Below are 21639 nucleotides of genomic sequence, written 5' to 3'. Positions count from 1 at the left end.
GCAAAGATCCTGTGTAGGTTGCGCCGCGCCGCCCGCGCAGCCGGGCAACGATGCAGTCACGCCCGGGAATTGCGGGGCGGCGCTTGGTTCCGAGCGTTGCGGATTGCCCGATTTTCCCGGAACGATTCGCAACTGCTCACACACCTCACGGGCACCCTACCGCCCGTCGGTGTCGCTGGTTGTCAGTAGGATCGCCCTTCGCGATCGACGTCCGCCGGACACGGGGCGGCGGACGAAACAACTCGGTCCGGCAAGGGAATTGGTGCGTAGTGAGCCACATCGTCGTCAAGCGCCCACCGCGGACGCTGCCGAAGGAAGTGCCCACGGACGAGATCGTGCTGCAGCCTCCGCCGGAGCTTCCGCGCGGGCAGCAGGAGGGCGCTCTCATGCAGCTCCTGCCCATGCTCGGCATGGGCGGTTCCGTGGTGTTCTTCTTCAACCCACAGGCCCAGCCCTTCATGAAGATCATGGGCATGGTGATGGTGGCCTCCACGATCGCCATGGGCGTCGCGATGCTGGTCCGCTACCGCCGCGGCAACCAAGGGCAACTGGCGGACATCCGACGGGACTACCTGCGTTACCTGTCGCAGACCCGGCACCAGGCCCTGGACACCGCCAAGGCCCAGCGCGACGCCCAGTACTACCAGCATCCTTCACCGGAGCAACTGTGGGCCCTGGTTGCCGAGGGCAGCCGGGTGTGGGAGCGGCGCACCGGTGACGAGGACTTCGGACAGGTGCGCGTGGGCCTCGGCCCGCAAGCCCTGGCCACTCCCCTGATTGCGCCGCAGACCGCTCCCGTCGACGAGTTGGAACCGCTGACCGCCGGGGCCATGCAGCGTTTCCTGGCCACGCACAGCACTCTCGAAGACCTGCCGATGGCGGTCTCGCTACGCGCCTTCTACCACGTGACGATCAGTGGCGAGCCCGGCACCGTGCGCGGCACCGCCCGAGCGGTCGCGGCCTGCCTCGCCGCGCTGCACTCCGCCGAGGACATGGTCGTCGCAGTAGCCACCGGGCGGGAGTCGGCACCCGAGTGGGAATGGGCGAAGTGGTTGCCGCACACGCAGACTCGGGGCGTCGCGGACGGCGCGGGCAGCATGCGCCTGATCACGACCGACCCGATGCGACTGGAGGATCGGCTGGCCACCGTCCTCCAGGGCCGCCCCCGTTTCCATCCCGCCGCTCCGCCTGTCCCCGAGCAGCCGCACCTGGTCGTCGTGCTCGACGGTGTCTCGCTGCCGCCCACTTCCCTGCTGGCCAGTCCCGAAGGTCTGCAGGGCGTGACAGTCATCGAGGTCGTCCCCGGAGACCTCAGCTTCGGGCGCGGCGACCTCTCGATCATCGTGCACCCCAAGGAACTGCGCCTGGAGTCGGCGCACGGCATGGTCTACGAGGGCACGCCGGACGTCCTGTCGCACGAGGCCGCCGAAGCGCTGGCCCGGCAACTGGCGCCGCTGCGCATGGCATCGGGCGGCGACGACGGCGAACCACTGCTGGCCAACCTGGATTTCACAGAACTGCTGAACCTGGGCGATGCGGCTTCGGTCGATCCGCGGCGCACCTGGCGTCCGCGTTCGCAGTCGGAGCGGCTACGCGTGCCGATCGGCCTCGGCGAGGACGGTCGGGCCGTGATGCTCGACCTCAAAGAGGCCGCGCAGGAGGGCATGGGCCCGCACGGACTCTGCGTCGGAGCGACCGGCTCCGGAAAGTCGGAGCTGCTGCGCACACTGGTCCTCGGTCTGGCCGTGACCCACTCCTCCGAGACGCTGAACTTCGTCCTGGCGGACTTCAAGGGTGGCGCGACCTTCGCCGGCATGGCGCAGATGCCACACGTGGCAGCCGTGATCACCAACCTCGCGGACGACCTGACCCTCGTCGATCGTATGGGCGATTCGATCCGCGGTGAGCTGAACCGTCGCCAGGAGTTGCTCCGCGATGCCGGTAACTACGCCAACATCCACGACTACGAGAAGGCCCGCGCGGCCGGCGCCCCGCTCCAGCCCATTCCGTCGCTCGTTTTGGTGATCGACGAGTTCAGCGAGCTGCTCACCGCGAAGCCGGACTTCATCGAGATGTTCGTGCAGATCGGCCGTATCGGCCGTTCTCTGGGCGTGCACCTGCTGCTCGCCTCGCAGCGTCTGGAGGAGGGCCGACTGAGGGGACTGGAGACCTACCTGTCGTACCGGATCGGTCTACGGACGTTCTCGGCGGCCGAGTCACGCGCCGCCATCGGCGTCCCTGACGCCTACCAGCTGCCGAACGTACCGGGCTCCGGAATCCTGAAGTTCGGCACGGAGGAGATGGTGCGCTTCAAGGCCGCGTACGTCTCCGGCGTGTACCGCACGGATTCCCAGCAGGCCGCCGCACCCGGCGGGCCGCTCCCGGTCGACCGCCGGCCGGTGCTGTTCACCGCGGCCGAAGTCCCTGTGCAGTATGCGCCGGTGCCGCAGCAGCGCCAGGAGGAGCCCGACGAGCAGCAGGACGACGCGCTGGCCGACACCGTCCTGGACGTGATCGTCCGGCGTCTGGAGGCACAGGGTCCGGCAGCCCATCAGGTGTGGCTGCCCCCGCTGGACAGTCCACCGTCACTCGACACGTTGTTGCCGGGGCTGGCTCCGGTGGCCGGCCGGGGCATGACGCAGCCCGGTTATGAGGGTGCGGGTCGGCTCGTCGTCCCGGTCGGCATCGTCGACAAGCCGTACGAGCAGCGGCGCGAACCGCTGTGGACCGACTTCGGCGGTGCGGCCGGCCACATGCAGATCCTCGGCGGCCCGCAGTCCGGCAAGTCGACGCTCCTGCGTTCGGTCATCGCGTCGTTCGCGCTCACCCACACCCCTCACGAAGTGCAGTTCTACGGGCTCGACTTCGGTGGTGGCGGTCTGTCGGCCGTGGCCGGCCTGCCGCACGTCGGCGGGGTGGCCTCGCGCCTGGACCCCGAGAAGGTCCGGCGTACGGTGGCGGAGGTGTACGGCGTCCTGACCCGCCGGGAGGAGTACTTCCGCGCTGCGGGCATCCCGTCGATCGCCGACTTCCGGGCGCGCCGCGCCCGGGGCGACATCTCGGTGACCGACCAGCCCTGGGGCGATGTCTTCCTCGCCATCGACGGCTGGGGCAACTTCCGCCAGGACTACGAGGCGTTGGATCCGCTGATCCTGGACATCGCGGCGCGCGGCCTCGGTTACGGAATCCATCTGGTCCTCACCGCCTCGCGCTCCATGGAGGTCCGTTCGAACCTCAAGGACCACCTGATGAACCGCCTGGAGCTGCGGCTCGGCGACCCGATGGACTCCGAGTTCGACCGCAAGGTGGCGGCGAACGTTCCCACAGGTGTCCCCGGGCGCGGTCAGACGCCGCAGAAGCAGCACTTCATGGCGGCGGTCCCGCGCATCGACGGCCTGTCCTCCGACACGGACCTGGCCGAGGCGACGGCTGCCCTGGCGGCCGAGGTCAGCCGCCACTGGCAGCAGCCCGGCGCGCCCGAAGTACGCCTGCTCCCGCGGGAGTTCCCGGCGGCCCAGCTGCCTCCGGGCAACCGCTTCCCGAACCGCGGCATCTCCTTCGCCCTCGACGAGGACAACCTCGAACCGGTGTTCGTGGACTTCGACCAGGACCCGTTCTTCCTCATCTTCGGCGAGAGCGAGTCCGGTAAGTCGAACCTGCTGAAGCTGCTCATCAAGCGCCTCACCGAGCGCTACGACGGCAACAGCTGCAAGCTGTTCGTGGTCGACAACCGCCGCTCGTTGCTGGGTGTCACCCCGCGTTCCCACCTGGCGGAGTACATCCCCATGTCGAACCAGATGCAACACCACATGGACGCGCTGGCCGAGCTCATGCAACGGCGCACGCCCACCGCGGACGTCACGCCGGAGCAGCTGCGCGACCGCAGCTGGTGGCGTGGTCCCACGGTGTTCGTGATCATCGACGACTACGACCTGGTGTCCACGTCGAGCGGCAACCCGCTGTCGGGCCTCACGGAAATGCTGCCGTTCGCCCGTGACGTCGGCGTCCGCTTCATCATCGCCCGCTCCAGCGCGGGGGCCGGCCGCGCCGGCTACGAAGCCTTCACCCAGCGCATCAAGGAACTCGGCGCGCAGGGCGTCGTCCTCGCGGGCGACCCGGGCGAGGGCGACCTGCTGGGCGGCGTACGGCCACGGCCGATGCCTGCGGGGCGGGGGGTGTTCGTCTCGCGGAAGCGGGGGAAGCCGTTGGTTCAGGTCGGGTTGGTCGAGGACGGGGATGTGTGACGGGCTGACGGCCTGACGGCTGACTGACATGCGAGGGTCTCTGGGGCTGTGGGCGCTTCGGCGGTCACAGCCCCAGATGCAGCGTGGGTGAATCGGGGCGCGCGCGTGGCGGAAGGGTCTTCTCCGGTCCGGCACTCATGACTGCGCAGGCCCGTGAATCGCCGAGGAAGTGGCGAGAGGCGTCGGCCTCCGCCGTGAAGCGCTGAGGGTCGGTGGTTCGGGCGAAATCCTGAGCAAGGCGATCCGCTCACCGTCGTCGCTGCGGGCGATGTAGCGCCGCTCCGGCACCGGGACGCTGCTGTGGAAATCGTCCGGCATGAATGGCATGAATGTCCGGCCCGCATACCTCCGTGCACCGGCAGACTCGAAACCAGGGCTCGCGCTCCGACGGGGAACGTCGACAAGCCGTCCGTCACCGGCGTCCCAAGGGAAGCGCTTCGTGTTCTGTACGAAGACCCGACCTCATCGAACCGTTCGACGGGCCCTGACCAACGACGGGGTGGGCGCCTCCCGCGCGTGCCCACCCCAGAACTGTTCTTTATGAGCCTCGAGCTACTGAAGGTAGCTGGCTCCCTTTTTGTCGCCTTCCATATAGGTACCGCCTGCCGTAGCCACAACGTGACCGATACCGGTGAGCGCCGTGTGGATGTCGGTGGCTTCCTTGTCCCACCTCTCCAGCTTCACCTTGAACGTGTCCTGGGCCTCACCCTCCCAGTACTGCACACTGTTCTCGACAAGCCTCTTCAACTCCTGCAGATCCTGCTCGAGGTCCCTCGCCTCGTTAGCGATCTTGGTCGCCGTGATGTCGAGTGCGTCATAAGTGACGGAAAGACCATCGGAGTTGTTGCCCATGCCTGCATACCTCGTCTCGCTGGTGCGTGCCTGATGAGTGCCGGTGTCCGGCCTTGGTCCTGAGTGCAGCTCGACTCAGTAGGAGCTCAGGGGGGAGACCGTGGGAGCACCGTCCTGGATGTCGATCCTGTTGACCGCCGCGCGCACCTCGTCTTCCTTGGTGTCGATAATGTTGCGCGCTGAGGTCATCGCCTCGATGACCTCAGCCAGGATGTTGCCCATGCTCCGCAGCGACTGGTTGATCTCGAACTGCTTCTTGTCGAACGCGGCTCGGCCGATTCCGTCCCACTGACCGGTCTCCAGACTGTCGATAACGCCCTGAAGCCTGTGCACACGTGACTTGACGTTCTCGTACTTCTCAAGCATCTGCTTCTGGAGCAGAATTACCGCATCGTTTTCGAGCTTCTGCTTGCCGGCCATAGTCAGCCGCCCTTCCTGTGTCTGTTCCTGATCCAACTGTTTTGGCTTATCGCTGTTCATCGTCTGACGGCGATGAACAAGCACCGCATGTCCCACCCCGAACAGCACCGGGCTATTGACGTCTCTTTACGACTGCCGAGGTCACCTGACGCGTCGCGCCCGCATGACAGCCAGGCCGACACCGCCGAACACGACGGCTGTGGCGGCTCCGCCGAGCGCAATCCACAGGGTATTGCTGTCATTGGCCGCTTCCGCGGCTGATCCAGCCGCAGAGGTACCGCCTGTGGAACCGGTTTCGGGTACTTGTGACGCGGTTGATAGAGAAGGGGAGGGGGAGGAAGAGGCGGTGGATGCGGAGTTGGCCAGGAGGTCTCCGCCGTTGTCCTTTTCGAGGGGGTCGACGTTTGCGGCGCCTGCGTTGTAGTGGGGGTCTTCGAGGACCTTACGCGGACGGACAATTCCGAAACCGGCGTACTTGCTCGGATTGTTTTTCGCCCATGTACGGCCGGCTGTGTCGATCAGGGATCGGGTGACCTGGTTCACCGTCCAGTCGGGGTGGGCGGACCAGATCAGGGCGGCGGAGGCTGAGGTGACAGCTGCTGCGGGACTCGTGCCAGCTTTGTCGTCACAGTACGAACGGAAGGTTGCATCGCACCACCCCGGGAAGCCTTCCCCCGGCGCCGAGAGATCCACGTAGTTTCCAGACGAGGAGAACTCTGGCACCGTTAGAGAGGAGTCCACTGCCGCGATCCCGAGTACGTACGGGTATGCGGCCGGGTAGCCGATCGCGGCTTCGGTCTCACCCTTGTTACCAACCGAGGCGATCATCAACTTGCCCTTCGAAGCGGCATACTCGATGGCCTCCTCCTCTTTAGAACTCGGCCCTACCGATCCGAACGACATGCTGATGATCCGCGCATCGGTGTCGGCTGCCGCCCTGATCGCGTCTATTGCATCGGGCGTCTTCTCCAGTTCCTCCGCCCCACCCTTCAGTCCCTCAAGCTCAATGCGATATGGAACGATCTTTGCCCCCGGCGCCAATCCCTGCAGGCCACCGCCCGCTCCCGTACCTGCGATCAACTCGGCCATAGAAGTTCCATGGCCGATATAATCGTCCGTAGCGCGATACGCGACCGACTTGGGTACTTCGTCGACCAGGACCTGCCCCTTCAGGGACGGGGTATCTGCGTTCACCCCGCTGTCGATGACAGCGACCTTGATGCCCTTCCCCGTGCTGACCTTCCACATCTGCTCGGCCTTCATCGGTTCCAGGTACCACTGCTTGGACTGGGCGTCGTACGCAGCGGCGCTGGGGGCGAATCCCACACTCACGGCCGCCAGGGCACCGACGACCGCGCCCACAGCCCGCACTCGTCGACCGCAGCGCGATCTGTGGAACATGGCCCGCTCGGCTCGTCGGCTGGTCCCTGACGTCATCGTGTTCCGTGTCCTCGCTCGTGCTAGGTCAGTTGACGACCGGCGGCTCATCACGCCGCGGCCTGTTGGGCAGGGGAGTCTCTTCGTCTTCGACCCGGTGATCGAGGCGCGGCGTTCCCTGGACGTTCCCATCACCGGGCGTCCTGTGGCCAGGACCGCGCACGAGGCCGGCGCCGCCACGTGTCAGGCCATTGCGTTCGGCTCCCGCAACAGAGTTGCGTGCGGCCGGCCTGCCCGTGACAGCCTCGGATGTTCCTGGACCTCCACGAGGGGGTGTCGCGCTTGAACTCGACCTCGCCGTGGTCTCGGGCGCTCCGAAAACCCCACGCTGCCCCGACCGACCAGTAGCAGGCCGTGAGTTGGCCACCCCTTCGCCGCCGACGACCGTGCCCCGAGGAATTCTCGCCCCACCCTTCGCGGAAGCGCCGCCGACGGCAGTGGGCTGTCCCCCGACAACTCCGTTGGCCCGACCGGCTCCGGTCACAGGACCGCTGTTTGCCCGCGGAGCAGCCGTGCCGCCGGCTCGCGGCGTACCACCGGTGACCGGACGGCCCATCTGGGACGCATGCGATCCGGGAGTCATGCCTCTGGCAGCGGACTGTCCGGTCGACGTGGCACGCCCCATCTGATTCATGGGCCCTTGCCCCGTGGAGCGCCCAAGACCCGAATTGGGCGAACCGGGCGTACCAGCGCGCCCCTGAGCCGACGCAGGGGTACGAAGACCACCTGTTCCGCCCAGGTTCCGGCCTGGCGTGCCGTTGGAGACCGGTGTCCTTAGGCCACCCTCGAACATGCTCGCCTGGCCGCCACCGGGAGCAGGAGTACCCAATGACGGCGGAGTGTGGCCGGTCACGGGTGTAGTCGTGGACGGTGGCAGCGTGCCGACGCTGTCGATATTGGTACGGACACGCTCATCGGGGTACGTGATCTTACTGGTGATGTCCTTAGTGGTCAGTTGGTTGTCGCTTGCGCTGTGCCTGGAGGCATCGCCAGTCGCCTGATCACCCACGGAAGATGCTGTCCCGGTGGTGTGTGAGCCCGTTCCAGACACCGAACGGCCATAATCCGCTCGCGGAGCCTCAGGCTTGGGAACCCCAACATCGGGCATGGCCGTGAACTCTGGCGTCTTGTCCTTGGCGGGCAGAGACGCCAGCGCCTCTTCGGATACCGCGTAGTACGACGCCAACCGGTTCATCTGGTTGATCGCCTCTTGGCGGTCCTTCTCCACCCGTACGGCAGCCTCGTACTCGCTCTTGTCCGCGGCTTTCTCAGTGTCTGTAAAGTGCTCAGGCCGCTTCCGGCTCGCTTCCGAATCACGAGACGGCATGGCACTGCGCACAGACGCAAGGCCTACAGCGGCAGCGGTGATCTGATCCCCTGCCGCCCCGGCGAAGTCACTCAAGTGATGCGTGTTGGTGACGAGCGAGCCACCCCACTTGCGGAAGGCATCACCCGACTCTCCAACCCAGTGGACGTTGTCGATGTGACCTTCGAGTTCGTCAGCTGCCGCCTTGATGGCGTCGCGCGCATCCCACAGAGCCTTGCCCGAGGATTCCAGATCCTCCGGGTCCGTCTGCTCGACGAGCTCAATCAGCTGATTGAGGTCGAAGTCGGGCTTCTCGAAGTCCGTCCGATCCGCGATGGTCCGCCCGAGCGAACTGTCCACGAAGGCCGAACGCACCATGCGGTTGAGCAGCCCGCCTTGCGGACGGTCCTCAAACCCTCGGACGATATCCGCAATGCCGTTCTGCCCCTCGACGCGGTCGAAGTCCGCCTCGTGCCGTCTGTCGGTCATCGTCACATCACCCCGGTGCGGCTGTCACCGACGCGCTGCTTGCCATCCTGGATCTCCGTGATCTCTCCCTGGATGCCGTAGAACCGCCGACGCAGTTCCTCCTCAAGGTTGTCGAACCCCCTATGCGCACCCTGAACCGCGATGGCGGTCGCCTCGATCTGCAGATGCAGTGTCTTGGACAGGGACGTGAGCTCCTGATGGACCCGGTTGTACTGCGTGTACAAGCCGTCGGCCTCAGGGAAGGTGCCGTCCGCCCCCGCACTCAGGGACGTGGACCTGATGGTCTGGGCGCCCACCTTCGTCGGGTTGCCGGCCGACGTCTCAAGGTCGCGGAGAACCGCGTCGACCCGCTTCACGAACTTGTCCAGCGCCTCACCACTGGCCTCCAGGTTCGCTGCCCTGGCCGCTGACACGCCCCCCGCCATCTCTGCCGGAAGCACGACGCTCCACCCCGTTTCCCCGTACGTCCATCCGCCCCGACACGATCGAGACCTGGCCAACCACTCGCCGTACGATCGCAAAGCGAGCCACGCCTCACAACGCTCTTGCCACTGTAGTCAACCTGTACAACGCGGCCAACAGCGATGTGCGTCAGCCCGGTTACGAGACCGATCGGCTGCCCACTGTGCTGTTCTTGCCTGTTCGCTGTGAACGGATGCTCACCACCGCGGACGACGGCGTCGCGCTACTTGCGATCTTCATCAGACTTTCACAGACGATCGATCGCGCGTTTGCTCCATCTCCGCGCACAACTTCACACTTCCCCCACCCCATCAGGGACTGCGGCAGCGGCAGACGCTTTTGCAACCACTCGGCCTCGGCATGCGAAGAGAGGCAGTCTCAGCCGACTTGCGCATGCCCCCGCCGACTGGGGCGCGAGCGCGCATCGGTGACGGTGTTGTGGTGGTCGCCTCGTCCGCATCACCCGTTGGGCTGAAGCGACGCTCAGGTACGGTTCCTCCCCCGACAGCCGCGACCGGGTATCACAAGTACGCATATCCTTTGAACCTTCACGATTGACAATCCACGCACAGCGGACGTGCCCTGAATTCTCCATGGCCGGGTTGCTAGCTTGAGTGGCTACCACACCATCGGAACGGCAGGTGCAGTGACGCTAGGACCGCCGGCCGAGCACACGGGGAAGGGTGTTGCCCATGGCATGGGAAGAGTGGGAGCAGCTCAAGGCGGAGGCGACCGAGCGGCAGTCGACGCACATGCAGCTGAACCAGGCCGACGGTGGCGGCGGCTCTTCCGCGCTTCCGGAGAAGTTCGGCGTCCTCAAGACCAGCCAGACCGATCTGAGCAAGATCGGCAAGATCGCACACACCCTCTACAACGATCTTTGGGACAAGGCCCGTGTCGCTGTCCCCAGCAGCGAGTCCGCGGCCAGAGATCTGGCAAAGCAGGGCTTCGCCCTGGGCGCCGGCCTCAAGCATGTGTCAACCCGCTGGGAAGAGCAGCTCAAGTCCCTGATGGACGCCGTCGCGCACATCTCGAACCACATGCACGTCACCACGAACCTGCACACCGGTGACGATGGCTTCATCCAGCGGCAGATGAGCAGCATCGACGCGTTGGACGCCGGCTTCGACGAACGGGTCGGGAAGCCGGGCGACAAGAACCCCATCTACTACCCGGACGAGAGCAAGAAGAAGGATTAGCGGCGGCTTGGACCGATACCGGCATGGTTTCACCGCAGCGCCCGACACCGATACGGCAGCGCCGGAAGCAACCCGCTCCCACTTCCCCCTACTTCCCTGCTCTGAGGACGAAGCCCGATGCAGCTCGACACTCTCCTCCACGCCAGTTTCAAACTGCTCGATGACGCCGTCACCGACTGGTCGACGCTCGTCGATCGGCTCGAAGACCTGAAGAAGGATGCCGAAGACGGGTTGCACCAGGCCGCCAACAAGGCCAACTGGGCCGGTATGAACGCCCAGGTGTCCAAGGAGTTCATCGGCAAGACGGCGGGCGAGTTCGCCGATGCCCACACCCAGGCCAAGACCATTCACAGCATTCTCAACGATACTCAAGGCGAGCTGAAGGGCTATCACCGGCAGCTTACCGAGGCCATTGAGCGCGGCCGAAAGAAGAACCTGAAGGTTATCGGGTACGAGGGCGGATTCACCGTCACCTCGGACGTTCCTCCGGAAGGACGCGCCAAGACGGACTCGGACAACCAGGGCGACATCAACGCGCTTCGCGACGAGGTCCAGGGGATTCTGGACAAGGCCTCCCAGAGCGACGACTCGGCCAACACCGTCCTGCGCGCCATCTCTGATCAGAGCACTCTGGGCTTCTCGGACGCCAACTACTCCAACCGGGATTCCGCGGCCGCGGCCGTCAAAGCAGCCAAGGAACTGGCGAAGCTTGCCAGGAAGGACCCCGACGACCTTTCGGTCAACGACTTCGACAGGCTCAACGTCGGGCTCAAGAAGTACGCCAACGATGATCTCTTCGCCGAAACGTTCGCAACAACTCTCGGTCCGAAGAAGACTCTTGAGTTCTGGACCGGTGTCACCGACGCCAACAGAGGAAACTACGAACTCGGACACAAGCGCCTCGACCAGTTCGACGACCTCCAGCGCAACCTTGGCCTAACACTGGCCCATGCTTCGCAAAGTGACTCCGTCGCCATGATTGAGTGGAAGCGCCAGATGATCGACATCGGCGACAAGCCGATCTACGGCACCAGCGGCGGCCCAATGGGCTTCCAGGTCATGAGCAACCTGATGCGAACCGGCGACTACGACGACCGATTCCTGCACGACTACGGCACCAAGCTCATGGACACCGAGCGCAAGTTCACCGGCAACGGTGAGCATGGCAACGGAGTCTGGCAGCACATGGGCGGCAGTCCCTGGCTAAACCGGATTGGCGAGGACAGCGGTTCCGATCCGCTCACAGGATACTTGAAGGTCCTCTCCAACAGCCCTGACGCAGCTACAGATTTCTTCAGCCAGCAGTACATCTCGAAGGACAACCCGGACAACCCCTTCGAGCGGGACTCGGACGACGCCGACACCTACAAGGGCAAAGTGTCGCTCTCTAACTTCCAGTACCTGTTCGAGGAGCGGGACTGGCCTCAGGAGGTCGATGCGAAGGGCGATGATCTACATACGGGTCAGAACAATCTGGCATTGGCGCTCGAGGCGGCGACTACGGGGCATCCGGCTGGGGAGAGGCCGACCTTGGACACCCCTGCCCACAATGATCAGCAAGCAAAGCTGTTCAACGCCGTGGTCACATCCGTAGGAGACGACCCCGGACGTCTCACCGATAACGAGTACATGTCGGACAGTATGGGGCAGATGACCTCAGAGTACTTGCCGGACATCAACAGGGCGGTGAGTGACGTAGGAAGGGATGAAGAGTCCAGCGCCTGGGCTGACATCGAGAGGCTTTATCCAGTAGCAGGTGCCGATGCCGAACTGAATCACACCGATGTGACCAAGTTCCTCTTCGCAGTGGGGCAGAACGACGAAGGATACGCTGCCGTCGAGGTTGGCCAGGAAGCCTACATGGCAAAACTGATGGACCACCACCTGAACCCAGACCTGCCGACCGACCAGCGCTTCTCCGATGACACCAAAACCACTGTTGAGTACATTTCTGAACGGTCGGGAGAAGTTTCGGGCACACTCTCGCTCGGCCGCCAGGAAGCCATCGGGAATCCCGGCTCAGAAGAGGACAAGGCATACGACCACTCGGTTGCCCAGTACAAGAATTCCATTTCTGGTGGCGTTGGAACCGCAGTGGGTGTCGGAACATCCTTCGTCGCGACACCATGGATCGGGGCATTGGCGGGTGGCGCTGCCGGCACGGTAACAAGTGTAGTCCTGGAAGAAGTTTTCAAGGACGCCGAAGGAAACGCCCTGGCAGACAAGTACCAACAAATGGGCGACGCCTGGCAAGCCGCCCTTATCACGAACAACGAATATGTCGGGACGGGCGCACAGGCCGCAGCCACACAGCATGGATTGCCCAATGCCGAGGATATCGAAACTTGGTCCAGAGAGGGAGCTCGACAAGGCTACCTCAATGCACGCGCCATCCTGAGTGGCCAGGCTCCCGGCAGCACAACCACTGCCGGATGAACTCTCAACATAGCGAGCACATCGTGAATTTTCGCGCCTACAGGCGGCAGCACCGGCCGGTATACATTTGCGGGGCGATTGTGTTCCTCGTCACCCTCTCAGGGTGCACAGGAGATCAAGAGAAACGTGAATACTCAGTGCCTAAATCTGCGTGCGGAACATCCATCAACGCCAAAGCCTTGTCCGCATTTCTTCCCTCCGGAAAGGGGCTCACAACCAAGATCACTACGGATTCCCGAGGAATACTCAAATGCGCCGTTTCCGTCGACGGCAAGCTGATCGTTCAAACTTCTCAAGAGTGGTGGAACGATATGAGCGTCTTTGAATTTGCTCGGGGTATGACTCTCGATGACCCGGATCAACAGACGGACAACGGCAGGTACACCTACTCGGGATATCAAGCTTTCGGCAAGGTTAGTAGCTGTCAAAGCAGCAAGCACAAGGATCAGGTGCTCTACGCCGCAGTCCAGGCTGTCGGCTCAAAGCATCGAGATGCTGCCGCAATGAAACAACTCATCACCGACTACATCGAGGCCATTGAGGACTCCGACCAGTGTGATTGATGCAGGCCGAGCCTGCTGGGCATTCCTTCGTGTCCAACGGCTGGATCCCTCACGAAAATGCCCTGCCGCTGCCCTGCCACAGGTGAAGGCGTTATTGATCCGAAACGGTAGCTGTTCTGGGTCGTTGATCCCTACATGAGTGAACTGGTGTGGGATGCACGGCAGTTGTCGCCATCAGCGTAGGAGGCCCTTCGGTTACGGGCGGTGGCCGCGCTGGTCGGAGGCCGGACTCGCGAGGATGTCGCGGCGGTGTTTCAGGTCTCGCTCAAGGCCGTGGACAACTGGTGGGCGAAGTGGCTGGCCGGCGGGCGTGGGGCGCTCGTGGCCCAGCCGCGGGGACGGCGCCCAGGCGAGCACCAAGTTCTCGATACGGTCGAGCAGCAGGCGATCCGGCAGGCCGTACTGGATCACCGCCCCTGTGACCTGGGGCTGGCTGGGCAGTTGTGGACGCGAGCCGGTGTGAGGGACCTGATCGCGAAGTTGTACCGGGTGCGGCTGACGGAGCAGGGCGTGGGCAAGTACCTGCGCCGCTGGGGCTGTCGTTCCAGCGGCCGGACAAGCGTGCCGTTGAGCAGGACGCGGAAGCGGTCCGCGCCTGGCGGGAGGAGACCTGGCCGGCGATCCACGCGAAGGCGAAGGCCGAGGGTGGGGAGGTGCTCTTCGCCGACCAGGTCGGCATCCGTTCCGACCAGGTCACCGGCCGCACCTGGGGCGCCAAGGGACACACTCCGGTCGTGCGCCGCACCGGCAACCGGTTCTCGGTGAACGCGATGTCCGCGATCAGCACCAAGGGCCGCATGCACTTCATGGTGTTCACCGAGACCTTCGACGCCGACGTCATGTGCCGCTTCCTGGACCGGCTCGTCGGCCACTTCGACCGCAAGGTGCACCTCGTCCTGGACCGCCACTCCGCGCACCGCTCCCGCAAGGTCCGCGCCTGGCTCGCCGATCACCCGGACCGGATCGAGCTGCACTTCCTGCCGTCGTACTCACCGGAGCTGAACCCCGACGAACTGGTCAACGCCGACCTCAAACGGAGCCTTCCGATGCACAGCCGGGCCCGTGACCAAGCCCAACTCGCCGCCGAAACTCGCAGGTTCTTCCACCGGCGCCAACGTCAGCCACACATCGTCCGCGGCTACTTCGGCGGCCCCCACGTCCGCTACACCCTCGAATAGAACCCTTTGAGTTTCGGGTCAATTGGCCCTGGACAGCCAGGTAGATGCCGAGGCCGGCCATGGCGACGAGGATGACGCGGGCGACGGTGAAGGCCGCGTCCGGCAGTTCCTCAGCCGACGGGTTGATGCTGGAACGCCAGGCGCGTACCCGGTCCGCCTTGACGCAGGCCATGGCCAGGAGTACGGCGGACAGGGCCAGGCCCAGCACGTTCAGTTTGGTCAGCGCGTCCATGCCTCGCGTCCCGGCCGACGCCGCCTGCGCCGCGAGTCCCGCACCGCCACCGCCGTGCCGCTCAGGCCCGCCACCAGCACCAGGCCGCCCACGACCGCATACGTCGCCAGGCGGGTGTTCCGTTCCTCCGCCGTCTCACCGAAGTGCAGCGGGGTGACCGAGGGTGCCTCGCCCCTGGCCACTCCGCCCTCGGGCTTCGGGGTCTCGACAGGGTGCTCCGGGTCCACGTTCGTCAGGGCTTTGACGGGGTCGACCACTCCCCAGCCGACCAGGAGGTCGTGGCCGGGGATCGAGCGTTCCGCCGTCTGCTCGATCTGGGCGACGACCTGCTGGGCTGTCCATTCTGGGTACTTGGACTTCAGGAGGGCCGCCACACCGGCCACGTACGGCGCCGAGAAGCTCGTACCGTTGTCGGAGCAGTGGCCGCCGCCGGGGACTGTGGAGATCATGTCGACGCCGGGGGCGGCGACTCCTACGAATTCTCCCGATTGTGAGAAGGAGGCCCGCTCGTTGTTGCGGTCGGAGGCCGCCACCGCCAGGACGCCCTCGTACGACGCCGGGTAGGTGACCTTGACATTGCCGCCCAGACCGTCGTTGCCGGCCGAGGCGACGACCACGACGTTGTTGTCGAGGGCGTAGTCGACGGCCCCCTCCAGCCTCGAGTCGGGTCTCACGGCGTTGGCCGTGTCCTGCGAGATGTTGATGACGTCGGCGCCCACGTCGACCGCGTGACGGATCGACGAAGCCAGGGTGAGGGCCGTTCCGTCGCCCTCCGCGTTGTTCTGCTTGATCGGAATGATCTCGGCGTCCGGGGCCAGGCCCACGAAGCCGGTCCCTTTCAGCGGGCGGGCCGCGATGATGCCGGCCACGCGCGTGCCGTGGCCCACCGTGTCGGTGGTGCCCTGGCTGTTGCCGCGGTCGATCTTCTCGCCCTTGGAGTTCTTCGCGGGGAGGTAGTTCGCGCCCCTGCGGGCGTCCACGGCCTTGGTGAGCTGAGGGTTCCTGACATCCACCCCTGTGTCGATCACGGCCACTTGGACGTTCTTTCCCGTGGAAAGCGCCCACAGCTCGTCGAGGTTGACGCGTTGCAGCGCCCAGGGACGGCCCGCGTAGTTCTTCGACTCGAACGTGCACTGGCTGCCGTCCGCCCAGGCAGTGGTCGCGGGCAGGGCGAGTACCGGGGTGGTGGCGATCAGCGCGATCGCGGCGGCCAAGGCCGCCGGCCTCGCGCCCCGGCCGCTTCGGAGCCCCCACGTCCCCGCGTTCCGGCTGCTCCGCGCCTGCAGCGCCCTCGCGTTCGCTTTCGACATCGCTTCGCTCCCCTCTACCGCGCGTCTACGAACCCTGCGGCTGGCGCGCCGCCGCCTCCGACAGACGCGGGCCCGTCGGCAGGAACGTCGACCACTGCGCCGGAACGGGAGAGGGCGTCACCGTCTCGTAGCCGAGCCGGGTCTGGGCGATCTTCGCCTCGTTCAGCTCCTCCTCGCGCTGCTTGGCGGAGGTACCGATGCCCTCGTCGTCGGTGGCGCTGTCGCTGTCGCTGTTGGACTGCAGGGCATAACGCAGGCCTGTGTCCGTGACCAGGAAGACGCCGCCCGCCGTCGTCTCCGTGCCCTGGAACTGACGGTAGAGCTGGCCGGACCCGGGGGTGACGTACGCGCTGGAGGAACCGGTGGGCAGTTGGGCGGGGAATTCGGTGCCCACCCAGGTGGACAGCGTCGTCTTCCCCCTCGAGCCGACCGAGAGCAGGACGTTGCAGACGGTGTTGCGGCCGGAGGTGGCGCTGGCACCGTCGTTCACCGTCTTCGGCTTGAACGTGGGCCAGGTCTTGTCCGCCTCGAAGGTCGTGCTGTCGGCGACCACGCTGGGGTGCACCTGTTGCGCCTCGCCCGCCTGTCCGACGCCTACGAGGTCACCACTGTTGAGCAGCAGCGTGGCGACGAACTCGGAGATCTGGGCCACCTCGCCCCGCAACACCACGTAGTACTGCATCCGCTGGCCGTCGTATGCCTTGATGACCTCGCCGACCTTGTCGTACTGCTCAAGGCCGGTGGAGGCGTTCGCCTTGGTGCCGGGCGTACCGTCGATCTCCGGGATGGAGAGCGGGTCGCCCTTGTGGAGGGTGTCGAGCCATTCCTGGGACACTCGCTGTGGGTCGCGGCCCTGGGTGTCGAGGGCCTTGAGCAGCTCGGTGTCGGTCGGGTCGGTCAGTTGGTAGGCGGTGCCCCGGGCGTCGACCACGTACTGGGTCTTCTCGTCCGGGCCGACGACGTACATCAAGTCGCCGCCGGAGAGCTTGTTGGAGCCTCCCGTCCGGGAGAACTCCTTCTCGGCCAGTACGAACGCGGCCTTCTGGATGGCGCGGCCGCCGTCACCGGGACGCTCGCACACCGCCCAGCGCTTGGCGATCTCCGCTTCGTCGGCGGTGGGCAGGCGGTCGGGGGCGTAGGGGATCCCGATCGTGACACCGTGCGGCGGCTTGCCGCTGTCCAGGATCTTCTCGTCGACCGTGATGATGTCGGCCTTGCTGGGGTCCAGGAGCAGCTTGGCCGACGCCATGTTGAGAACCGGATGCAGCTGCTTCTGGCCGTCCGTCTTCAGCACCACGTACCGGGTGGTGGAATCGCTCGCCACGATGACGTGCTCCGCCGTCTCGGCCCAGCCCTTGGGTGCCGTCGGGCTGAACACGCCGATGCCCCCGAACACCGCGAGAATCACCACACCGACGACGGCGCCGGGCCACAGCGCCCGCAGGGGCCTGGGGGCGCCCTCCTCCGAGCCCGAGGGAGAAGGCTGAAGGAAGGATGCGAGCGTACGGCGCTTCGCAAAGGTGTAGGCGTTGAGTTCGTCCCGCCGTGATGCCATCTGTGTCCGCTCTCTCCCCGTGCGGAGCCATGGGGGGATCGTGAAGATCCGTCCCCGTCCTCGAATGCCTCTGGTGCCCAGGCTGTCAGAGCCGCCCCCTACTATGCCTGTTGCGTGACTGTGCTGGTGGCACGGGCAGGGTGCTCAGGCTTTGAAGGGCCCTGAGCAACAAGGAATTTCGGGAGAGTTCGGGGGTTTTGGAGCAATGGCTTCCGCAACACGGGCCCGGTCGCGATCGCAATCGGGACCACAATCGGGTGGCGCGCGCCGGTCGCGTTCGCGCGGCTCCTCTTCCCCCTCTCCGACAGCACGGCCGGGAGCGACACCTGCCGCCTCCGCGTCGTACCGCGGATCCGTCTCGCCCCATCTGAAGTCCCGCTCGGGCCACGGGGGTTCGTTCGCGGTACAGCGGCTGGTGATGCTGGAGACGGCGGCCGCCCTCGTGGTGGTCGGATGGCTCCTCGGCACGGCCGTACTCATTGCGGCGATCGCCGCCGCCGCGGTGCTGGTCGTACTCGCCCTAGTACGACGCCGTGGGCACTCCCTGCCCGAGTGGTTGGGCTCACTGCTGGCGCTGCGTGCCCGCATGCGCAAAGCCGCGAGCACGCCGGTGCTCTCGGGGATCGATTCCGGTCTCGCACCCGCCGTGGAGTGTGATCCGAGCCTGCGGACGTACAGCTTCAACCGCGGCGACCGCCGCGATCAGCGGCCGGTTGGCATGGTGGGCGACGGAGGTTTCCTCACCGCGGTGCTCCAATTGGAGGCGGACACCGGCGCACTGCGCGCCGAGCGCGGTCACCGACCGCTGCCCGTCGCGCTCGTGCAGGATGTCCTCGAAGTCGACGGGATCGTGCTGGAGTCGGCGCAGATCCTGGTGCACACACAGCCGGCGCCCGCGCTGCATCTCCCCCGGCAGTCGGTCGTGGTGAGCAACTACGCGCCGCTCCAGGCCCAGACCGGCGCCCCCGCGGTACGCATCATGTGGATCGCGCTCAAACTCGACCCCGAGTTGTGCCCGGAGGCGGTGGCCGCGCGCGGCGGTGGGCTGCGGGGGGCGCAGAAGTGTCTGGTGCGGGCGGCGGAGCACTTGTCCAGCCGACTGACGGGCGCCGGCTTCCGGGCGAACGTGCTCACGGAGGAAGAGCTGACGGCTGCCATCGCCACCTCCGCGTGCGCCAACCCGATGGTGACCGCGCAGACCGCCCAGACCGGGCCGGACGAGGCGCCGCAGCGGCGGACCGAGGAGTCCAGCCGCAGCTGGCGCTGTGACAACCGTCGGCACACCACGTATTGGGTACGCCGCTGGCCTCAGCTGGGCGGCTCCGGCACCTCGCTGGCGGAGTTGGTGGCACAGCTGACCGCGGTTCCCGCGCTGGCGACGACCTTCAGTCTGACGCTGGCCAAGGGCGACCGTCAGGATGTGGCCATCACCGGTCACCTTCGCATCACCGGACGCAGCAACCAGGAGCTGACCGACGCACGACGTGATCTGGAGCATGCCGCGCGGCAGGCGCGAACCGGGCTCGTGCGACTGGACCGTGAACAGCTCCCCGGCGTTCTCGCCACCCTGCCGCTCGGAGGTGCCCGCTGATGACCATGACGACCTCGGCCTCGCATTCATCCTCGTCCGAAGGCACTCCGGGAGCCACGGGCTTCGGGCAGCGGCTGCGCACCGGGTTCGGGCTGCTGGGTCCCCGGCACCCGCGGCACACGCTGCCCGTGGAGCAGACGGGTGCGCTCTCCCTGCCCATCGGAGACGACGGTGTGGTGGTGGGCGTCAACCAACAGGGCCGGCCCGCCGTTCTCGGGGTCAACCGCCCGACCCCCTTCGACATCGTCCTCATCGGCGGTCTGTGGACGGCCCAGGTCCTGGCGTTGCGCACGGCGGCGACGGGGGCACGCGTGGCCGTGGAGACGGCACGGGCACAGGCCTGGATGCCGTTGGTGCACGCCATGGGCGGCGGGCAGAACGGCCTGGCCGTGTACGACGTGGGGCGCGTACCACCACAGGGCGCGTCGGCCGGCACCCCGGTGCTGGTGGTGCGGGATTGCGGCATGCGGCCGCCGCGCGGACGCGTGACGTCAGCACCCTGGCAGTCCGTACTCACGCTGCTTCCGTATCTGAGTCCGGTCGCGCCGCGGTTGATGCGCCAGGCTCGTGTCGTGGGCATCCAGCGGGTGTCGCCGGACGAGGCGACGGAGATCGGGCGCGTGATAGGGCTGCCGCATCCCGAGACCCGGTCCCTGCCCGGGCTGCAGGACGGCATCACGCTGTGGTGCGCGGAGCGGGACCGGCAGTACGTGATGACGCAGGCCACGGACGCGGAGACCGGTCTCCTGGGTGTGGCACGTCGCATGGACTGAGCCGACTCTTCGGGACGAGCCCGGCGAATGAAGATGCAGCCGAGATCATATGCCCAAGTTGTTCCACTGTTGGGGCACTTGAGTACTTCGTCGAAGCCGGTCGGGAGAGACGGGCCTGCCGGGCCCGCGGTTTTGATGATTAGGCTGGGGTACAGCACGTCGCGAGTTGCCCGCAAGCGGGCGGTACGGACTGTGCGACATCTGCCCGGGGCCCGAGGGGGGACCAGCCCGGCGAATCGGACGACAGGAACGGTCGCCCCAGCACGGCATGAGGGTGCTCGACCACACCAGGAGGAACTGTGAGTAGCGATCGGGACGGGACGCGCGGGGGCTGGGGCACACCCGACGATGGCCAGCCCGACGCGGAGTCCGCCGTCGAGACGACGGGCGAGTTCACCATCGACTACGCGCCACCTGCCTGGTACACGCAGAACGCCTCGTCGGCAGGGGCCGGTTCGGAACCGGGTCCGGGTGCTGACACGGGCGCGGGCGCGGGGGTCGTTCCTCCGGTCGTCGGTTCCGCAACGCCTCCGTCCGCGCCTCCGTCCGCGCCTCCGTCCGCGCCTCCGTCCGCGCCGGCGGTCGGTCCTCCTGTCGACATGTCCGGCGCGCCCGGCACGTTTCCGCCTCCCTGGCCCCCGGTGGCCGCCGCGCCCGAGACCGGCTTCGACCACGGGGAGATCGAGAGTGGCGCGACCATGCGGATTTCCGCTGCCGCCCTGAAGCGTGAGATCGGGGATGCCGGTACGGCTGCTGGTACGGGTTCGCCTTCGGGTGCGGTGCCTGACATGGGTGTGGCTGCGGGCGTTGCTTCCGGTGGTGAAGTGGGTGCCGGTGACTTCGAGTTGAACGCGCCGCAGGTGGCGGACGGGGAGTCGGGGAGCGCCGTGGGCTCCGATGCCGGGGCCGTGGCCGGTGGCGGCGGCAGTGACGGTGCCGGGGTTCCTGATGCCGGGGGCGTGACGCAATCCGGTACGGCCGCGGAGGCGCAGCCTCAGGGGCAGGACAGCGCGGGTGCCGCAGCCGATGCCGGTGCGGATGCGAGTGTTGGGGCCGGTGATGCCCCCGTCGCGCAGCCCGCCGAGGCCGTTTCGTCCGGCGAGGGTCAGGATGCGCAGGGCGGTAACAGCCAGGGCCGCGACGGCGGTGCGGCCGCCGAGGGTCCGACCGCTACGGAGGCGGCCGGTGAGGCCGGTGCCGCTGAGGGCGAGCAGCCCGGCGAGGCCGCTACCGCTGTAGGCGTGCACCCCGGCGGCGACGCGAAGGCGGAGGACGTCTCCGACGGAACCGACGGAACCGACCCGGCGGATGGCGCTCCGCAGGACACCGTTGCGCAGAGTTCGGCTCCGCACGACATCGTTGCGCAGAGTTCGGCTCCGCAGGACCCCCCTACCCAGGGCGCTGTCCCTCAGGACGCCGCTCCGCAGAACGTCACTCCTCAGAATCCCGTCTTTCAGGACGGCACCCCTGACCCCGCCGACGCAGCGCCCGGCAGCGCCGAGCCCCAGGACGCCGCGCCCGCCGCGCCCGCCGCGCCCGCCGCGCCCGCCGCGCCCGCCGCGCCCGCCGCGCCCGCTCCGGGTACCCCCGGT

The 21639-nt window shown here is 66.6% G+C and carries 13 protein-coding genes and 3 pseudogenes; 9 read left to right on the top strand and 7 right to left on the bottom strand.

Annotated features, from left to right (window positions below):
* Window positions 1-269 precede the first annotated feature (269 nt).
* Complete coding sequence (eccCa, locus tag ACFU53_RS29175; RefSeq protein WP_383998658.1) at window positions 270-4244, top strand: type VII secretion protein EccCa; 3975 nt, start codon at window positions 270-272, stop codon at window positions 4242-4244.
* Window positions 4245-4796: 552 nt separating this feature from the next.
* Here the strand turns inward: eccCa and ACFU53_RS29170 are convergent.
* The 5 genes from ACFU53_RS29170 to ACFU53_RS29150 all read right to left on the bottom strand — a co-directional run bounded on the left by ACFU53_RS29170 (window position 4797) and on the right by ACFU53_RS29150 (window position 9161).
* Window positions 4797-5096, bottom strand: a complete 300-nt coding sequence (locus ACFU53_RS29170; protein ID WP_383998655.1) for a WXG100 family type VII secretion target — start codon at window positions 5094-5096, stop codon at window positions 4797-4799.
* Between the two features lie 75 nt (window positions 5097-5171).
* The gene (locus tag ACFU53_RS29165; protein ID WP_383998652.1) at window positions 5172-5624 is read right to left on the bottom strand and encodes a WXG100 family type VII secretion target; all 453 of its coding nucleotides are present in this window, start codon (window positions 5622-5624) and stop codon (window positions 5172-5174) included.
* A 33-nt stretch (window positions 5625-5657) separates the two neighbouring features.
* Window positions 5658-6887, bottom strand: a complete 1230-nt coding sequence (locus ACFU53_RS29160) for a S8 family serine peptidase (RefSeq protein WP_383998649.1) — start codon at window positions 6885-6887, stop codon at window positions 5658-5660.
* A gap of 94 nt (window positions 6888-6981) precedes the next feature.
* The gene (locus ACFU53_RS29155; RefSeq protein WP_383998646.1) at window positions 6982-8748 is read right to left on the bottom strand and encodes a hypothetical protein; all 1767 of its coding nucleotides are present in this window, start codon (window positions 8746-8748) and stop codon (window positions 6982-6984) included.
* Between the two features lie 2 nt (window positions 8749-8750).
* Window positions 8751-9161, bottom strand: a complete 411-nt coding sequence (locus ACFU53_RS29150) for a hypothetical protein (RefSeq protein ID WP_383998643.1) — start codon at window positions 9159-9161, stop codon at window positions 8751-8753.
* Window positions 9162-9902: 741 nt separating this feature from the next.
* Here ACFU53_RS29150 and ACFU53_RS29145 point away from each other — a divergent pair.
* The 4 genes and pseudogenes from ACFU53_RS29145 (at window position 9903) to ACFU53_RS29130 (ending at window position 14586) form a co-directional block, all read left to right on the top strand.
* Window positions 9903-10409: a hypothetical protein gene (locus ACFU53_RS29145; protein ID WP_383998640.1), complete on the top strand. Its 507-nt coding sequence runs from the start codon at window positions 9903-9905 to the stop codon at window positions 10407-10409.
* Between the two features lie 117 nt (window positions 10410-10526).
* Window positions 10527-12845 carry a hypothetical protein gene (locus ACFU53_RS29140; RefSeq protein WP_383998637.1) on the top strand — a complete coding sequence of 773 codons (2319 nt, stop codon included), beginning with the start codon at window positions 10527-10529 and terminating at the stop codon, window positions 12843-12845.
* A complete protein-coding gene (locus tag ACFU53_RS29135) occupies window positions 12842-13408 on the top strand; it encodes a hypothetical protein (protein ID WP_383998634.1) in 567 nt (188 codons plus the stop codon). The genes ACFU53_RS29140 and ACFU53_RS29135 overlap by 4 nt, the downstream gene beginning before the upstream one ends.
* Before the next feature lie 204 nt (window positions 13409-13612).
* Window positions 13613-14586 (top strand): annotated as a pseudogene (locus tag ACFU53_RS29130) (IS630 family transposase).
* Window positions 14587-14805: 219 nt separating this feature from the next.
* On the opposite strand, the gene mycP reads toward ACFU53_RS29130, so the two are convergent.
* Both mycP and eccB read right to left on the bottom strand, forming a co-directional pair.
* The gene (mycP, locus tag ACFU53_RS29125) at window positions 14806-16128 is read right to left on the bottom strand and encodes a type VII secretion-associated serine protease mycosin (protein ID WP_383998631.1); all 1323 of its coding nucleotides are present in this window, start codon (window positions 16126-16128) and stop codon (window positions 14806-14808) included.
* Between the two features lie 25 nt (window positions 16129-16153).
* Window positions 16154-17683, bottom strand: a complete 1530-nt coding sequence (eccB, locus tag ACFU53_RS29120; protein ID WP_383998628.1) for a type VII secretion protein EccB — start codon at window positions 17681-17683, stop codon at window positions 16154-16156.
* A 205-nt stretch (window positions 17684-17888) separates the two neighbouring features.
* Between eccB and eccE the strand changes: the two genes are divergently transcribed.
* From eccE to ACFU53_RS29100, 4 genes and pseudogenes are all read left to right on the top strand, one after another.
* Window positions 17889-19274 carry a type VII secretion protein EccE gene (eccE, locus tag ACFU53_RS29115; RefSeq protein ID WP_383998625.1) on the top strand — a complete coding sequence of 462 codons (1386 nt, stop codon included), beginning with the start codon at window positions 17889-17891 and terminating at the stop codon, window positions 19272-19274.
* Window positions 19274-20047 carry a hypothetical protein gene (locus ACFU53_RS29110; RefSeq protein WP_383998622.1) on the top strand — a complete coding sequence of 258 codons (774 nt, stop codon included), beginning with the start codon at window positions 19274-19276 and terminating at the stop codon, window positions 20045-20047. Before eccE ends, ACFU53_RS29110 begins: the two co-directional genes overlap by 1 nt.
* Before the next feature lie 299 nt (window positions 20048-20346).
* Window positions 20347-20430: pseudogene (locus tag ACFU53_RS29105) on the top strand (hypothetical protein); the annotation flags it as partial.
* A gap of 216 nt (window positions 20431-20646) precedes the next feature.
* Window positions 20647-21639: pseudogene (locus ACFU53_RS29100) on the top strand (hypothetical protein); the annotation flags it as partial.

The organism is Streptomyces sp. NPDC057474, from assembly GCF_042802555.1.
Lineage (GTDB): Bacteria > Actinomycetota > Actinomycetes > Streptomycetales > Streptomycetaceae > Streptomyces.
Note: the sequence above shows the minus strand (reverse complement) of the source record. Positions and strands in the feature narration are given on the sequence as shown.

Coding starts and splice junctions, on each gene's coding strand:
- ACFU53_RS29170 (WP_383998655.1), bottom strand. CDS start 5,096: ATGGGCAACAACTCCGATGGTCTTTCCGTCACTTATGACGCACTCGAC.
- ACFU53_RS29155 (WP_383998646.1), bottom strand. CDS start 8,748: ATGACCGACAGACGGCACGAGGCGGACTTCGACCGCGTCGAGGGGCAG.
- ACFU53_RS29145 (WP_383998640.1), top strand. CDS start 9,903: ATGGCATGGGAAGAGTGGGAGCAGCTCAAGGCGGAGGCGACCGAGCGG.
- ACFU53_RS29140 (WP_383998637.1), top strand. CDS start 10,527: ATGCAGCTCGACACTCTCCTCCACGCCAGTTTCAAACTGCTCGATGAC.
- ACFU53_RS29135 (WP_383998634.1), top strand. CDS start 12,842: ATGAACTCTCAACATAGCGAGCACATCGTGAATTTTCGCGCCTACAGG.
- mycP (WP_383998631.1), bottom strand. CDS start 16,128: ATGTCGAAAGCGAACGCGAGGGCGCTGCAGGCGCGGAGCAGCCGGAAC.
- eccB (WP_383998628.1), bottom strand. CDS start 17,683: ATGGCATCACGGCGGGACGAACTCAACGCCTACACCTTTGCGAAGCGC.
- eccE (WP_383998625.1), top strand. CDS start 17,889: ATGGCTTCCGCAACACGGGCCCGGTCGCGATCGCAATCGGGACCACAA.
- ACFU53_RS29110 (WP_383998622.1), top strand. CDS start 19,274: ATGACCATGACGACCTCGGCCTCGCATTCATCCTCGTCCGAAGGCACT.